Genomic DNA, 15,276 nt, shown 5'->3' with positions numbered 1-15,276 from the left:
GCCAGAACTAGCGTTCTGATGCATGGGCGGTGACGACGATCGGGCGCACACGGTGGCGCGACTGAATGCCGTGCGCAGACAACCTGATTCCGCACGCCCGGACGGGATGCCCGCGCGCGTCGAGATGGAGGAAGCCGGCCCGGACATGACGACTCCGGAACCGGATTGGCTCATCTCGAGTTCTCCTCGGCTCGGTTCCCCGTGGTCGTCCGTACTTCCGCAACGATGGCGTTCCGCTCGGGTGGACCCGGGAAGACAGGGCGCCATCGCCCTGGCAGCAGCCGGCGTTTTTGTCGTGCTCGTCGCGGCATTCGCGGTGTTTCGAGATGCGCCGACGCCTGCACCTGCTCCACCGCTGGCCGTGGTTGCATCCGATGCGAAGGATTCGGATGTACTCACCGAACCGCTACCGGCAGTGGAGGCCGAGCTGGTCGTGAGCGTCGTCGGTCTGGTGGTACAGCCCGGACTGGTTCGGCTGCAACCGGGTTCGCGAATCGCGGACGCGATCGCCGCGGCGGGAGGACCTGTCGAGGGTGCCGATCTGTTGGCGCTCAACATGGCCGCGCGAGTGGCCGACGGTGATCAGATCGTCGTCGGTGTCGTGCCACCACAGGCACCCCCGCCAGTGAGTGGCACTTCCTCGACTCAGGGCGTTGCCGTGGGCGGTGGAATGGTGGACGGTGGGGTCCCGGCCGATCTGCCTGCGGGTTCGCCGCTCGGCGGGACGGTGGACCTCAATGCCGCCACCGTGGCCGAGTTGGACGCGTTACCCGGGGTCGGGCCGGTGACCGCGACGTCGATCGTGAGTTGGCGAGAGACCAACGGCCGCTTCATTTCTGTCGATCAGCTCGCCGAAGTGGACGGGATCGGGCCCGGAAGGCTGGCGAAGATCCGCGATCTCGTGCACATCGGATGAGCACCGACGCCGTATCGAGCGCCACTGCGCAGACCGAAGAGTTTCTGCCCTTCGATGTGCGGCTGGTTCCGGCCGTGGCGGTGTGCTGGTCGATCACCGCGGTCGGAATTCTCGGCGGCCCCGGCGCGGCGGTGGCGGCCACCGCGTCGACCTCGGTGGTGGTGTTGCTCGGTTCGCTGGTGCTGCGACGGCTGGCGACACGATGCGCCGCGCCCGGTCCCAGCTGGGCGGGAGTGGCCACGGTGATCGCGCTCGCGCTGTGCTTCGGCGGTGCAATCTGGCTTCAGATGTGCGCAGTAGCAGAACATCCCGTGGCTGCTGCCGCGGAGAAACGTGCGTGGATCACCGCATCGGTGCGGCTGGAGGAGGACCCACGCCGACTGACGTCCGCGGGACCCTCGATGGTGATGACGAAGGCAGAGTTGACTCGCGTGGACGTCGGAGGTGACGCGCTGTACGTCGGCGGACGCGTCTCGATCATCGCCCCGGAGTCGAGCTGGTCGGCGCTGCTGCCGGGTCAACAGATCACCGTCCGGGGCAGGCTCGGCGAACCGATTCGACCGGACATGACTGTAGCGGTGATCCGTGTATCGGGCCCACCCGTCAGCGTCGGTGAGCCCGGGACGATTTCTGCCGGAGCCGGCACGGTCAGATCCGAACTGACTGCGGTGGCCCAGAATTCGATGCCGCCGGATCGCGCCGGTCTGCTGCCGGGACTCGTGGTGGGGGATGTCTCGCGGATGGACGAGACCGTGGCCGAGAACTTCCGGGCAGCGGGCCTGACGCACCTGACGGCGGTGTCGGGTGCCAATTTCTCCATTCTGATCGGTGCGGTCCTGCTGGTGTTGCGCAGCATCGGGATCGGACCCCGAGCGACGGTCGCAGTCGCGTTCGTCGTGCTCGTCGCGTTCGTAATCGTGGCTCGCCCGTCGCCGAGTGTGCTTCGTGCGGCGGTGATGGGTTCGATCGGGTTGTTGGCCCTCGTTACCGGCAGGCGGCGGCAGGCCGTTCCGGCTCTGTGCGGCGCGGTGCTGGGTTTGCTCGCATGGTGGCCGAGGCTGGCGGTGGACGTCGGGTTCGTCCTGTCGGTGTTCGCCACCGCCGGACTCGTCCTGGTCGCACCGATCTGGGTCGACTGGCTCCGAGCCCGCGGCTGGCCCAGGGCAGCCGCAGAGGTGGTGGCCGTCGCTGCAGCGGCGCACGCGGTGACGGCACCGGTGGTAGCGGCGATGACGGGAACGATCAGTGTGGTGGGCGTCGTTGCGAACGTGTTGGTGGCACCGGTCGTCGCTCCGATAACGGTGGTGGGCATCGTGACGGCCGTGATCGCCACCGTCAGCACGTCTCTCGCCGAACTGACGGCGCAGCTGGCGTCGGCACCGTTGTGGTGGTTGATCACGGTGGCGCAGCGGGCCGCGTCGGTGCCGATTGCGGGCATCGTCGTTCCCGACGGTCTCCTGGGTGCAGCGCTGGCAGCCGTCGGAACGGCCACGCTGCTGGTGGCGTTGCGGTTTCGGGCGCTGCGGTGGGTTGCTGCAGTGGTGGCGATTGCGGCACTGGCCATGTGGACTGCGCACGTGCTGTGGTGAGTGGTGGGACTGTGGTGAGTGCTGGGCTGTGGTGAGTGCTCGAAAAGAAGCGGATGCCCGAGCTGTCGGCCCCACATGGCACGATCACGGGTGTGACTTCGAGTGTGGCTCCTCTGCATCTGGTTCTCGGCGACGAGGAACTTCTGATGGATCGCGCGGTAGCGTCGATCGTGGCGCAGGTGCGTGCCAATGCGGCGATTCCGGGGGAGGACCTGCCGGTCACGCGGTTGCGCACCGGCGACGCCAGCGCCCCCGAACTTGCCGAACTGCTCAGCCCGTCGCTGTTCGCGGAGGATCGCGTGGTTGTGCTCGAGGCAGCGGCCGAGGCAGGTAAGGATGCCGCGGCACTGGTGCTCGACGCCGCAACCGATCCGCCCGAGGGGGCGGTCGTGGTGGTCATGCACTCCGGCGGCGGTCGGGCCAAGGCCATGGTCGGTGCTCTGCAGAAGTGCGGCGCTCAGGTGCACGAGTGCGTCAAGCTCACCAAGCCCGCCGAACGGATCGACTTCGTTCGTGGTGAATTCCGTGCCGCCGACGTTCGCGTGAGCGGCGACGTGATCGAGGCTGTCGTCGAATCGGTCGGCAACGAACTCCGCGAATTGGCCTCGGCCTGTTCGCAGTTGGTCTCCGACACCGGCGGCAAGGTCGATCTGGCCGCAGTGCGCCAGTACTACTCGGGCAAGGCAGAAGTCTCGGGATTCGACGTCGCCGACAAAGCGGTGATCGGAGACCGAGCGGGCGCGCTCGAGGCTGTTCGCTGGGCGATGCATCGGGGAGTGGCGCACGTGCTGTTGGCCGACGCCTTGGCCGATGCCGTGCGCACCATTGCGCTGGTGGGTTCGGCCGGTCGCGGCGACCCGTTCCGAATGGCAGGCGAGTTGGGCATGCCGCCGTGGAAGATCAAGAAGGCGCAGGGTCAGGCCCGAGGCTGGAACGGTCGATCCATCGCGCAGGCGTTACGGGTTGTGGCGCAACTGAACGCCGACGTCAAGGGTCAGGCAGCGGACGCGGACTACGCGGTGGAAAGGGCGGTTTCAGAGGTCGCGGGGCTGGGCCGGTAGCACCCGCGCTCCCGTTTACCCGAGAAAGCCCAGCGACGCACGAGAAAGCCCGCTGCCTCCGTATCGGATGCAGCGGGCTCGGTCGAGCTCAGCGGTGAATCAGAGCTTGTTGACTGCGAGAGCCAGTGCCGACTTCTTGTTGGCAGCCTGGTTCTTGTGGATGACGCCCTTGCTGGCGGCCTTGTCGAGCTTGCGGCCTGCGTCGAGGAGAATCTCGGAAGCCTTGTCCTTGTCGCCCGCAGCCTGTGCCTCGCGGAACGAGCGGATGACGGTACGAAGGGAGGACTTCACCGACTGGTTGCGCAAACGTGCACGCTCGTTGGTGAGAATCCGCTTCTTCTGGGACTTGATATTGGCCACGCGTAAAATCCTTCTTGTCTTCGTCGGTATTCCGGTCAGGGCGATCCATGCTGGAATGCCCGAAGTCTGCTGCAGAGCGTTGGAGCCCTGCGCCGAAGATCGAGAATACCAGCCCGGCGGGGCAGAACCCAATTGGGTGCACCCGTGACGATGCGTTTCAAGAAATTAACGCTTCTACCGCGCCTAACTCCAGTCTCTGTAGCAACATGACCAGAATGAGTCCGCGATCGGCAACGCATGCCGCCACCAAGGCCAAAGCGACCAAAACCAAGTCAGCGGATCGCGTCGAACCCGAGGTAGACGGGGTGTTCGGGGGTTACTCCGACGTCGGAAAGTACAGTCTCGCCTTCGACGAGATGTTCGACGCGGACGGACGAACCAGGACTCCTTACAAGGGCATTCACACAGCCCTTGCCCCGGCGAACGCGTCCGACCTGGACGCGAGATCCGACGCACTGGGACGCGCATTCGTCGACCAGGGCATCACGTTCTCCCTGTCCGGCCAGGAGCGCCCGTTCCCGCTCGACCAGGTTCCCCGCGTCATCGCCGCAGGGGAGTGGTCACGGCTCGAGCGGGGCATCAAGCAACGCGTCAAAGCGCTCGAGATGTTCCTCGCCGACATCTACGGCGATCAGGAAATCCTCCGCGACGGCGTAGTGCCGAAGCGGCTGATCACCTCCTGCGAGCACTTCCACCGCGAGGCCGTCGGCATCACACCGCCCAACGGCGTGCGCATCCACGTCGCCGGAATCGACCTGGTCCGTGATGCACAGGGCACGTTCCGCGTCCTCGAGGACAATCTGCGATCGCCCTCCGGTGTGTCGTATGTCATGGAAAACCGGCGCACCATGGCCCGGGTGTTCCCGGACCTGTTCGCCAGTCACCGCGTGCGTGCCGTCGGCGATTACGCCTCGCATCTGTTGCGCGCTCTGCGCTCCGCCGCGGCTCTCAACGAAGCCGACCCCACTGTGGTGGTGCTGACCCCAGGTGTGGCCAACTCCGCGTACTTCGAGCACTCGTTGCTCGCCCGGCTGATGGGCGTCGAACTAGTCGAGGGACGCGATCTCTTCTGCCGGGACAACATCGTCTACATGCGCACCACCGAGGGTGAGCGCCAGGTCGACGTCATCTACCGACGCATCGACGACGACTACCTCGACCCCATGCAGTTCCGACCGGATTCGGTTCTGGGAGTTGCCGGCGTCGTCAACGCCGCCCGCGCAGGCAACGTCGTCATCTCGAGCGCCGTCGGCAACGGCGTCGGTGACGACAAGCTGGTCTACACCTACGTGCCCACGATCATCGACTACTACATGGGCGAGAAGCCGTTGCTCGCCAACGTCGACACGTTCCGGTGCTGGCTGGACGACGAGTGCGAGGAAGTGCTCGATCGCATCGACGAACTGGTGATCAAGCCGGTCGAAGGGTCCGGTGGTTACGGCATCGTCTTCGGACCGGACGCCTCGCCGAAGGAATTGGCGACCATCAGCAAGAAGGTTCGCGCAGATCCGCGCGGCTGGATCGCGCAGCCCGTGGTGCAGCTCTCGACCGTGCCCACCAAGATCGGCGACCGGTTGGTTCCCCGGCACGTGGACTTGCGGCCGTTCGCGGTCAACGACGGCGACGACGTCTGGGTTCTGCCCGGCGGCTTGACCCGAGTTGCGCTGCCGGAGGGTTCGTTGGTGGTCAATTCGAGCCAGGGCGGCGGCAGCAAGGACACCTGGGTGCTCGCCACCCGAACCTCGCAGGAGGAGCAGGAATTGGCGGGTGAGGAGATCGTCAGCGTTCCGCCGGAGTCGCCGATGGCCGAACAGGGCCCAGAGCTGACGATGGACCAGCAGATGAATCAGCAGCAGCAGCAACAGCAGCAGCAGCAGGCAACGAACTCGGACTCGAACGGCGGTGGACAGTAAATGCTCGCGCGCAACGCAGAGTCGCTCTACTGGATCGGACGGTACGTCGAGAGAGCGGACGACACTGCCCGCATTCTCGATGTCACCGTCCACCAGCTTCTCGAAGACGCAACGGTCGATCCCGACCACACTTCGCGAGTGTTGTTGCGGGTGCTCGGGTTCAAGCACGAGCCCGATGTCTCACTGGACGTCTGGTCGCTCACCGAGGTCGTCGCCTTCAGTCGAGACGGACTGGGTTCCATTGTGGACTCACTGTCGAGTGCCCGCGAGAACGCCCGTGGGGCAAGAGAAGTGACGTCGACCGAAATGTGGGAGTGCCTCAACACCACGTACAACGGCCTCAACGAACGGATGAGAGCGTCCAAGAGAACCGGACCGTACGAGTTCTTCAGCTACATCGAGGAGCGGGCGGCAATGTTCGCCGGACTGGCAGACTCGACGCTCAGCCGAGACGACGGATATCGCTTCCTGTTGCTCGGGCGTTCGGTGGAGCGTATCGACATGATCGTGCGGTTGCTGCTCTCCCGTGCGGGCGATCGTCCGTCCTCGCCTGCGTGGGTGACCGTCCTGCGCTCCGCGGGCGCACACGACACGTACCTGCGGACCTACCGTGGTGCGCTCGATGCGCAGCGAGTTCTCGAATTCATGTTGTTGGACAGGCTCTTTCCGCGCTCGGTGTTTTATGCACTGACCGAAGCAGAGCGCTGCCTCGACGAGCTCGACCATCAGCCGAACAGTCGCGTCGGTGCCCGTGCGGAGGCTCAGCGTTTGCTCGGCCGAGCTCGCAGTGAACTCGAATTCCTGCGTCCGGGTGCCATTCTCGACGACCTGCAGGAGCGCCTCCTGGCTCTACAGGAAACGTGCCGCGAACTCGGGGAAGCTATCTCCAAGCAGTACTTCCACGCCGCGCCGTGGGTGGCGTGGACGGACGCCGGATCCGGCGCTTACGAAGATCAATTGGAAGGTGAACTGTGAGCTGGCGTATGCGTGTGGTGCACACCACGGGCTATCAGTACGACGCACCGGTGACGTCGTCGTACAACGAAGCTCGGTTGACGCCGCGAAGTGACAACCGGCAGAACGTGATTCTGAACCGAGTCGAGACCAACCCGGTGACGCGTTCCTACCGGTACACCGACTACTGGGGTACGGCGGTGACCGCATTCGACCTGCACGCACCGCACACCGAACTCGAGGTCACCGGATCCTCGGTGGTCGAGACCGATCCCTTCGTCTATCCGGACGAGAACGCGTCCTGGGAGGAATTGGCCAGCGAGCCGGTGACCGACCGCTTCAACGAGGTGCTCGACAACACGGTCTACGTGCCGAAGAACCGCCAACTAGCCGCGGTGGCGAAGAAGCTGTCGAAAGGACTGCCGCCGCAGGAATCGGTCGTCGAAATCGCCAACTGGGTCAACCAGGAGATGTCGTACGTGCCGGGAACCACCGGGGTACATACCTCGGCCGTCGAGGCCTGGTCGGAGAAGAAGGGCGTCTGCCAGGACTACGCCCACCTGACGCTGCTGATGCTGCGCAGCATCGGTATTCCGAGTCGTTACGTCTCGGGATACCTGCACCCGAAGAAGGAAGCAGCGATCGGTGCGACCGTCGAGGGCCAGAGCCACGCCTGGATCGAGGCCTGGACCGGTGCCTGGTGGGGCTACGACCCGACCAACGCGATCGCCGTCAACGAACAGCATGTCTCGGTCGGCCTCGGCCGCGACTATGCCGATGTGCCCCCGCTCAAGGGAATCTTCTCCGGTGGCGGTTCGACGGCGCTCGACGTCGTCGTGGAAATCACGCGATTGGCCTGATGCCCGTGCGCGTTGTGCGTATCCGCGGGTACGCACAACGCGAACGAAGTCAGTTCCAGCCGAAGTCTCGACGCAATCGAGCTGCGACGGAATCGAATTGGGGCTTGCTCAGAATCGCGCCCTCGCGGCGGATACCGTCCTCTGGCACGTCGAGAACGCGATCCAAACGAATCCAGCTCGGTCGCCCCTCAGCGTCCCAGGAACCGGATCCGATCGACTGCCAGTCGCGGTCGCCGTCACGGCTGCTCTGGCTCGACAGCATCAGACCCAGCAGATTGTTGCCCTCGCGCCCGATGACCAAGACCGGGCGATCCTTGCCCTGACTGGCGTCTTCTTCGTAGGTGACCCAGGTCCAGACGATCTCGCCAGGATCGGCCTTGCCGTCCAGATCGGGGGAGTACTCGACGGTGCGGGCGCGCTGGGCCGTCGGCCTGGTCTGCGACGCCACCGGCCGGCCGGGACGCGGAGCCGGAGCGGACGTGTTGGTTGTCGTTCCACTGATTGCGTCCTTGCCCTTCTGCAGGGCACCGGACTTCTGCAGTTGACGCAGCAGTCGCGGGCCCTCACGCATCGCGATCTTGCCCAGTTCCTTGCCGAATCTGCTCCAATTGCCAGCCATCCGGCGAGTGTAGCCACCCTGACGTCGCTGCTCACAGCCCAGACTGTGGCGACGTCGAAGCCGGAGTCGGACAGCCGGGGACGGCGCATCGTTCTCGGCGTGGGACGATGGAGTTACCCGTTCGCTCATTTCGAACACGCCAGCCGAAGGATACGAGTGCCCAGCTTCGCCGACACGACGTTCACCGATCCGTCCAGGATCAGGAACTTCTGCATCATTGCCCACATCGACCACGGCAAGTCGACGTTGGCAGACCGGATGTTGCAGCTCACGGGCGTCGTCGACGACCGGTCGATGCGCGCGCAGTACCTGGACCGGATGGATATCGAGCGCGAGCGCGGAATCACCATCAAGGCGCAGAACGTGCGGCTTCCGTGGGTGAAGGACGGCGAAGAGTTCGTCCTGCACCTGATCGACACGCCCGGCCACGTCGACTTCACCTACGAGGTCTCGCGCGCGCTGGAGGCCTGCGAAGGGGCAGTGCTGTTGGTCGACGCCGCACAGGGCATCGAGGCGCAGACATTGGCCAACCTGTACCTGGCTCTCGACAAAGAGCTCACGATCATTCCGGTACTCAACAAGATCGATCTCCCCGCGGCCGACCCGGATCGCTACGCGGCCGAGATCGCCCACATCATCGGGTGCGAGGCCGACGACGTACTGCGCGTATCCGGTAAGACCGGTGTGGGCGTGGAGGAACTGCTCAACGAGGTCGTCAAGCTGGTCCCGGCTCCGGTCGGCAACCCGGACGGCCCGGCCCGCGCGATGATCTTCGACTCGGTCTACGACACTTACCGCGGCGTCGTCACGTATGTGCGAGTGGTCGACGGCGCGCTCAACCCGCGCGAGAAGGTCACGATGATGTCGACCGGCTCGACGCACGAGCTGCTCGAGGTCGGCATCGTCTCGCCCGATCCCAAGGCCACCAAGGGCTTGGGCGTCGGCGAGGTCGGTTACCTCATCACCGGAGTCAAAGACGTCCGTCAGTCGAAGGTGGGCGACACCGTCACCACCTTCCGCAAGGGCGCAACCGAGCCGCTGACCGGCTACCGCGAGCCTCGGCCGATGGTGTACTCCGGTCTCTACCCGCTCGACGGCTCGGACTACCCAGACCTGCGTGATGCTCTCGAGAAGCTGCAACTCAACGACGCGGCCTTGACCTACGAGCCGGAGACCTCCGTTGCTCTGGGCTTCGGATTCCGCTGCGGCTTCCTCGGGCTGCTGCACATGGAGATCACCCGTGAGCGACTCGAGCGAGAGTTCAACCTGGACCTGATCTCGACCTCGCCGAACGTGGTGTACCGGGTCGAAATGGAAGACGGTGCCGAGCACATCGTCACCAATCCGTCGTACTGGCCCGAGGGCAAGGCTCGGGAGGTGTTCGAGCCGATGGTCAAGTGCACGATCATCTCTCCGAGCGAGTTCATCGGCACCATCATGGAACTGTGTCAGGGTCGACGTGGCGAACTCGGCGGTATGGACTACTTGTCCGAGACCCGCGTGGAGCTGCGCTACACCATCCCGATGGCCGAGATCATCTTCGACTTCTTCGACATCCTGAAATCACGTACCCGCGGATACGCCAGCCTCGATTACGAGGAGATCGGCGAGGAGGCCGGTGAATTGGTGAAGGTCGATATTTTGTTGCAGGGTGAGGCCGTCGATGCGTTCAGCGCGATCGTCCACAAGGACGCCGCCGCGGCCTACGGCAACAAGATGACGACCAAGCTCAAGGAACTGATTCCGCGGCAGCAGTTCGAGGTACCGATTCAGGCTGCTATCGGATCGCGCATCATCGCCCGCGAGAACATCCGCGCCATCCGTAAGGACGTGCTCGCCAAGTGCTACGGCGGCGACATCAGCCGTAAGCGCAAGCTGCTCGAGAAGCAGAAGGCAGGCAAGAAGCGGATGAAGACGATCGGCCGCGTCGAGGTGCCGCAGGAAGCCTTCGTTGCGGCACTGTCCTCGGAATCGTCCACAGACAAGCCCAAGAAGTAGTCCGGAAGTAGCCTCACACCCTTTTTACCGACCGCGCGTCGCCGCTCGCCTCAGAACTGGGTGCGCGGTCGTCAACAAAGGCGCGCGGTCCCACCGAACCGTGCTGCGAGTACATTTCGAACCTGTGACTACGCCGATTCTGAAGCAATTGCGTGTGCCCGTCGTCGGTGCTCCCATGGCGGGTGGCCCGAGTACTCCCGAACTCGCCCGCGCGGTCTCGGAGGCGGGCGGTCTCGGCATGATCGCGGGCGCATTACTGACACCTGAAGCCTTTGCAGCGCAGATCGATTCGGTCCGAGGACTGTCGTTCGGTGTCAACCTCTTCCTGCCGGAGGAGCCGTCCGGTGCCGACGTCGACAGCTACGCCGAGCACCTGGCATCGTGGTTCGAGCGGTTCGACGCCGAACCAGGAGAGCTGCTGCGACGAGACGACTTCTACGGCGAAAAGTTCGCATGGCTCCTCGAGCACCCGGTACCGGTGGTCTCGAGCACGTTCGCGACGTTCGATGCGGACGAGGTAGCCCAACTGCACGCCGTCGGGACCGAGGTGTGGGCCACAGTCGCCACCGCGTCCGACGCGTCGGTGGCGACCGCCAACGGCGTCGACGCTCTCGTTGTGCAGGGGCCCGAAGCCGGTGGGCATCGAGGTACGTTCGACGGGTCGGCCCCGGACGAGCCGCTGGCCGATCTGCTCGTTGCGGTCCGCGAGATCTCGGAACTCCCTCGCATCGCTGCAGGTGGATTGATGGACGGCAACGACATTGCGCCACTGTTGGATTCGGGTGCAGCCCATGCCGCGCAGCTCGGGACGGCCCTCCTGAACACGCCTGAGGCCGGCACCAAACCAGTGCACCGCGAACAGCTGACACTGGCTCCGAACACCGCAGTGACGAGAGCGTTCTCCGGCCGTCCTGCGCGGGGTCTGGTGAACGAGTTCATGCGCGAGAACTCCGAAGCCGCTCCGCTGGCGTATCCCGATCTGCACTACCTGACCGCGCCGATGCGCGCGAAGGCCGCAGCAGCGGGCGACCCGTCGGGACTGTCGATGTGGGCCGGTACCGGCCATCGCCGCGCTCAGGCAAAGCCCGCGGCCGAGCTGATCGCCGAATGGGCGAGGCAACTCGGCCGCTGAACCTGCCCGATCAGGGGTTGGAGTGAGCCGGCTGGAAGTGTCCGGACGCCTGGGCTTCCTCGGCCCGGATGACGTGCACTACTGCGTTGATGAGGGCAAGGTGGGTGAACGCCTGCGGGAAGTTGCCGAGGTGACGGCCGGTGCGGTGGTCGATCTCTTCGGCGTAGAGCTTGAGCGGGCTCGCGTAGCCGAGTAGCCGTTCGCAGAGGTGCTTCGCGCGGGGGAGTTCGCCGATTTCCACCAGCGCAGAGACCAGCCAGAACGAGCAGATCGTGAACGTCCCTTCCTCACCTGCCAATCCGTCGTCGGTCGTGTCGGTTCGGTAGCGCAGCACCAATCCGTCCTCGGTCAACTCGTCGGCTATGGCGAGCACCGTGGCACGGATTCGCTCGTCGTCGGCCGGCAGGAATCGCAGCAGCGGTGCCAGCAGCAACGACGCGTCCAGCGACGGGTCGCCGTAGCGCTGGGTCAGCACTCCGCGTGAGTCGGTGCCGTTTTCGAGAATGTCGGCCTTGATCTCGTCCGCGATCTCGTTCCACTGGTCGGAGTAGTCCTTCTCGCCGTGGATGTCGGCGAGCTTGGCACCGCGATCGAGTGCGACCCAACACATGAGCTTCGAAGACGTGAAGTGCTGCGGTTCGCCGCGTACCTCCCAGATGCCACGGTCCGGTTTGCGCCAGTTGGCGATCGCTTCCTCGACCTGACGTTTGAGCAGCGGCCACAGGAATTCCGGGACGTGCTCACGTGACTTGACGTGCAGGTACACCGAGTCGAGCATGGTGCCCCAGATGTCGTGCTGCTCTTGGTCGTAGGCCCCGTTGCCGATCCGCACCGGCCGCGCGCCGTCGTATCCGGACAGGTGCGGTAGCTCGCTCTCGTCGAGGGTCTTCTCGCCGCCGATGCCGTACATCACCTGCAGCGGATTGACCTCGCCGTTCGCCGTCGTGGCCACGTCGGACATGAACGCGAAGAAGTCGTTGGCTTCACGGTCCAGTCCGAGCGTGTAGAGGCCCCACAGTGCGAAGGTCGAATCGCGCACCCAGGTGTAGCGGTAGTCCCAGTTGCGCTCTCCGCCTGGTGTTTCAGGGAGCGAGGTGGTCGATGCCGCCAGCAGGGCACCGGTGGGCGCGTAGGTCAGGCCCTTGAGTGTCAATGCGCTGCGCTGCAGGTAGCCCCGCCACGGGTGGTCGGGGAACCGGCCGATGGTGATCCACTGCCGCCAGCATTCGGAGGTGCGCCACATCTTCTCCGCTGCTTCCTCGAAGGTTTGCGGCGCAGGAAGGTCGGACCAGGACAGAGCGACGAACACATTGTCGCCCTCCGTCATTCGAGTTCGGGCCCGAGCCTCACGGCCCTCGATGCCGATACGAAGATTGGTGGTCAACTTCAGCGTCGGCTGGTCACCGTCCGCGCTCGCCTCGCAGGTTGCGGTGGTCTCCTCGTACACCTTGCCGGTGTACTCCCAGTTCGCGGGTGCCCGGTGGTAGTCGAAGGCGGGCTCGCAGCTCATCTCCAATTCGACTGTGCCGCTGACACATTTGATGGTGCGCAGCAGTATGTGTTCGGCATCCCAGTCGCTCGGTGCGCGCTTGTGGGTGCGAGAGCGTTGATCGGTGTTGTGCCACGGCCCCATGACGAGGGCGTCGCGCACGATCAACCAGCCGGTCTCGGTCTGCCACGTGGTCTCGACGATCAGACCGCCGGGCAGGTAGCGCCGCGCCGCGGGGACCGACTGACCGTAGGGGCCGACGCGAAAGTGGCCGGCACTGCGATCGAGAATCGCTCCGAAGATGCTGGGGGAGTCCGGCCGGGGCACACACATCCACTCGACGGACCCATTGCGCGCGATCAGACAGGTGGTCTCGCAGTCCGAGAGGAACGCGTAGTCGTCGATCGGCGGAAAGGCGCTGCGGTAGGACGTCAGGGTGGACACCGGTGCGTCGGTACTGCCCAACGCTCCCTGAACTTCGATCCCGCCCAACTCTGGGTGCCCCGATCCCATCGCGGGCTCGTCGGCCACCGGAGGCACGGGCGAAACATCTTCGAATGCCGTCATGGCGTAATCATCGACGTATCGGTGGCAGTCGTCCACTGCTGGTCGCCGATCGGCGTGGCGTGGGCACCGGACGCGCTGGTTTAAGCTGCGAGAGTGGAACCGGTTGCGCGATGGTGGGACGGCGTCGAACTGTGGGTGACGGGCTTGCCGTTCGTACCGCAGGCGATTGTCGTGCTGCTGGTCATCGTGCCGACGGCGTTCCTGCTGGCACGGGTGTTCGATCGACTCCTCGCGGTGGTTCTACGCCTGCTCGGTCGCGACGCCCGCGCTGCTCGCGAGGCGGAGTCGACGGCTGCCGCCTCCACCACGACGAAGGATGGACAGTAATGCCGCGGTCTCGGGTAACGCTGGCGCTCATCGCGCTGCTGGTGCTGGTTGTCATCGCCTGGCTGCTCACTCGGTAGGGCCTCGTCTCGACAGCTCGGCCGACAGCTGCGCCGTCGAGTCACCGGACGCGTCCGCTGAATTAGAGTCCGTCCGAAACCTCTGCTAGATTCCTGACCGTGTCTTCTGCCGCCGAGTACCGCGTCCGCCATCAGTTGGCGTTGATTGCTGTCGGCATGTTGGCAGTCGCCGATATCGACTGTTGTTGATTCGTTCCTCAGTCGAATCGATTCCGCGGGTCGCCTAGGTCTTGCCGTGCTGTGCGCGTGCGCGGGGCCCAGCTCTCCCTGGCCCTGGGCTGGGAGGCTGTCTCGAATCTTCGGTGCGGGTTTCGGTCTTGTTTCGGTTCGACGGTCTTCCGGTCCACTCTTTCGATTTCCTTCTTCGTCACATCACGAAAGGCCCCCCATAATGAGGCATAGTTCTCGTTACCTCCTGACCACGTTCGCGGCTGTGGGAACTCTGCTACTGACTGCCTGCGGTGGTGGCTCGAGCGATGCTGTCGGTGGCGGATCGGACACCGCCAGCGGTCCGGCCTTGACTCTCGTGGGATACGCCGTCCCCAAGAACGGTTGGGACGCAATCGGTCCCGCTTTCGCGGCCACCGAGGACGGCGAGGGAACCGCCATCAACGCCGACTACGGCGCGTCCGGTAACCAGTCTCGCAAGGTGGCCGACGGTGCACCCGCCGACATCGTCAATTTCTCGGTCGAACCCGATGTCACGCGACTCGTCAAGGCCGGCAAGGTCGACGAGGACTGGAACCAGAATGCTTACGGCGGAGTGCCGTTCGGTTCTGTGGTGACGATCGTCGTGCGCGAGGGCAACCCGAAGAACATTCGTACCTGGGACGACCTGATCAAGCCCGATGTGCAGGTCATCAGCCCCAGTCCACTCAGCTCCGGCTCGGCCAAGTGGAATCTCCTTGCTCCGTATGCGGCGAAGAGCAACGGCGGCCAGGACAAGCAGGCCGGTCTCGATTTCGTTCGCACCCTCGTCTCCGACCATTTCCCGGTTCAGCCCGAATCCGGCCGCGCAGCAACCGAAGCCTTCCTGCAGGGGCAGGGCGATGCGCTGCTGAGCTACGAGAACGAGGCGCTGCTGATCGAGGAACAAGGACAGAAGGTGGAGCACGTCGACGTTCCCGTCACCTTCCGCATCGACAATCCTGTGGCAGTGATCAACAGCAGTGCCAATCTCGACCGAGCCAATGCTCTGAACGATTTCATCTACACCGACGAGGGGCAGAAGATCTGGGCCGAGGCAGGCTTCCGGCCGACGAACCCGGATATCGCCTCGGAGTATTCCGACAAGTTCTTCACCCCCGAAAAGCTCTACACCATCGATGATCTCGGTGGCTGGACGCAGGTCGACGCCGATCTGTTCGGCGACAACGGCGCAATCACGACGATCTATCAGGAAAGTACTCGGTAG

General features: G+C 64.7%; 14 protein-coding genes. 11 read left to right on the top strand and 3 right to left on the bottom strand.

What is annotated here, in order from left to right:
- The first annotated feature begins 22 nt into the window (after positions 1-22).
- From QM797_RS12560 to holA, 3 genes are all read left to right on the top strand, one after another.
- Positions 23-916: a ComEA family DNA-binding protein gene (locus QM797_RS12560; RefSeq protein WP_283275943.1), complete on the top strand. Its 894-nt coding sequence runs from the start codon at positions 23-25 to the stop codon at positions 914-916.
- A complete protein-coding gene (locus tag QM797_RS12555; RefSeq protein WP_283275942.1) occupies positions 913-2,505 on the top strand; it encodes a ComEC/Rec2 family competence protein in 1,593 nt (530 codons plus the stop codon). The genes QM797_RS12560 and QM797_RS12555 overlap by 4 nt, the downstream gene beginning before the upstream one ends.
- Positions 2,506-2,597: 92 nt before the next feature.
- Positions 2,598-3,566, top strand: a complete 969-nt coding sequence (gene holA, locus QM797_RS12550) for a DNA polymerase III subunit delta (RefSeq protein ID WP_283275941.1) — start codon at positions 2,598-2,600, stop codon at positions 3,564-3,566.
- Positions 3,567-3,665: 99 nt separating this feature from the next.
- Here the strand turns inward: holA and rpsT are convergent, their stop codons facing one another.
- A complete protein-coding gene (gene rpsT / locus QM797_RS12545) occupies positions 3,666-3,926 on the bottom strand; it encodes a 30S ribosomal protein S20 (protein ID WP_027497522.1) in 261 nt (86 codons plus the stop codon).
- 356 nt (positions 3,927-4,282) lie between these two features.
- Here rpsT and QM797_RS12540 point away from each other — a divergent pair, with 356 nt between their 5' ends.
- Genes QM797_RS12540 through QM797_RS12530 form a run of 3 tightly spaced genes read left to right on the top strand, consistent with a single transcriptional unit; the run spans position 4,283 to position 7,653 of the window.
- Positions 4,283-5,839: a circularly permuted type 2 ATP-grasp protein gene (locus QM797_RS12540; RefSeq protein ID WP_283276102.1), complete on the top strand. Its 1,557-nt coding sequence runs from the start codon at positions 4,283-4,285 to the stop codon at positions 5,837-5,839.
- Positions 5,840-6,814 carry an alpha-E domain-containing protein gene (locus QM797_RS12535; RefSeq protein WP_283275939.1) on the top strand — a complete coding sequence of 325 codons (975 nt, stop codon included), beginning with the start codon at positions 5,840-5,842 and terminating at the stop codon, positions 6,812-6,814.
- 8 nt (positions 6,815-6,822) lie between these two features.
- On the top strand, positions 6,823-7,653 hold the full coding sequence (locus QM797_RS12530) for a transglutaminase family protein (protein WP_283276101.1): 831 nt from the start codon (positions 6,823-6,825) through the stop codon (positions 7,651-7,653).
- 49 nt (positions 7,654-7,702) lie between these two features.
- On the opposite strand, the gene QM797_RS12525 is transcribed toward QM797_RS12530, so the two are convergent.
- On the bottom strand, positions 7,703-8,272 hold the full coding sequence (locus QM797_RS12525; protein WP_283275938.1) for a type II toxin-antitoxin system PemK/MazF family toxin: 570 nt from the start codon (positions 8,270-8,272) through the stop codon (positions 7,703-7,705).
- Positions 8,273-8,422: 150 nt separating this feature from the next.
- Between QM797_RS12525 and lepA the strand changes: the two genes are divergently transcribed.
- Together lepA and QM797_RS12515 are read left to right on the top strand one after the other, a co-directional pair.
- Entirely contained in the window at positions 8,423-10,270 is a 1,848-nt protein-coding gene (gene lepA, locus QM797_RS12520) for a translation elongation factor 4 (RefSeq protein ID WP_371833890.1), read from the top strand.
- A gap of 124 nt (positions 10,271-10,394) precedes the next feature.
- A complete protein-coding gene (locus QM797_RS12515; RefSeq protein WP_283275936.1) occupies positions 10,395-11,402 on the top strand; it encodes a nitronate monooxygenase in 1,008 nt (335 codons plus the stop codon).
- A gap of 10 nt (positions 11,403-11,412) precedes the next feature.
- Here the strand turns inward: QM797_RS12515 and QM797_RS12510 are convergent, their stop codons facing one another.
- Positions 11,413-13,458, bottom strand: coding sequence for a glycoside hydrolase family 15 protein (locus tag QM797_RS12510; RefSeq protein WP_283275935.1), 2,046 nt, complete (start codon positions 13,456-13,458; stop codon positions 11,413-11,415).
- Positions 13,459-13,551: 93 nt separating this feature from the next.
- Here QM797_RS12510 and QM797_RS12505 point away from each other — a divergent pair, with 93 nt between their 5' ends.
- The 3 genes from QM797_RS12505 to QM797_RS12500 all read left to right on the top strand — a co-directional run bounded on the left by QM797_RS12505 (position 13,552) and on the right by QM797_RS12500 (position 15,276).
- Positions 13,552-13,785 carry a hypothetical protein gene (locus tag QM797_RS12505; RefSeq protein WP_032379182.1) on the top strand — a complete coding sequence of 78 codons (234 nt, stop codon included), beginning with the start codon at positions 13,552-13,554 and terminating at the stop codon, positions 13,783-13,785.
- A 176-nt stretch (positions 13,786-13,961) separates the two neighbouring features.
- A complete protein-coding gene (locus QM797_RS26235) occupies positions 13,962-14,051 on the top strand; it encodes an Ms4533A family Cys-rich leader peptide (protein ID WP_310180897.1) in 90 nt (29 codons plus the stop codon).
- 202 nt (positions 14,052-14,253) lie between these two features.
- On the top strand, positions 14,254-15,276 hold the full coding sequence (locus QM797_RS12500) for a sulfate ABC transporter substrate-binding protein (RefSeq protein ID WP_032379181.1): 1,023 nt from the start codon (positions 14,254-14,256) through the stop codon (positions 15,274-15,276).

It is taken from the genome of Rhodococcus sp. IEGM 1381 (genome assembly GCF_030056795.1).
In the GTDB taxonomy this organism is placed as follows: Bacteria; Actinomycetota; Actinomycetes; order Mycobacteriales; family Mycobacteriaceae; genus Rhodococcoides.
This window is presented reverse-complemented; position numbering and strand designations above follow the sequence as displayed.

Excerpts from the sequence above, each read along its gene's own strand:
- QM797_RS12560 (WP_283275943.1), top strand. The coding sequence starts at position 23 with ATGGGCGGTGACGACGATCGGGCGCACACGGTGGCGCGACTGAATGCC.
- QM797_RS12555 (WP_283275942.1), top strand. The coding sequence starts at position 913 with ATGAGCACCGACGCCGTATCGAGCGCCACTGCGCAGACCGAAGAGTTT.
- QM797_RS12540 (WP_283276102.1), top strand. The coding sequence starts at position 4,283 with ATGTTCGACGCGGACGGACGAACCAGGACTCCTTACAAGGGCATTCAC.
- QM797_RS12535 (WP_283275939.1), top strand. The coding sequence starts at position 5,840 with ATGCTCGCGCGCAACGCAGAGTCGCTCTACTGGATCGGACGGTACGTC.
- QM797_RS12530 (WP_283276101.1), top strand. The coding sequence starts at position 6,823 with ATGCGTGTGGTGCACACCACGGGCTATCAGTACGACGCACCGGTGACG.
- QM797_RS12525 (WP_283275938.1), bottom strand. The coding sequence starts at position 8,272 with ATGGCTGGCAATTGGAGCAGATTCGGCAAGGAACTGGGCAAGATCGCG.
- QM797_RS12510 (WP_283275935.1), bottom strand. The coding sequence starts at position 13,458 with ATGACGGCATTCGAAGATGTTTCGCCCGTGCCTCCGGTGGCCGACGAG.
- QM797_RS12500 (WP_032379181.1), top strand. The coding sequence starts at position 14,254 with ATGAGGCATAGTTCTCGTTACCTCCTGACCACGTTCGCGGCTGTGGGA.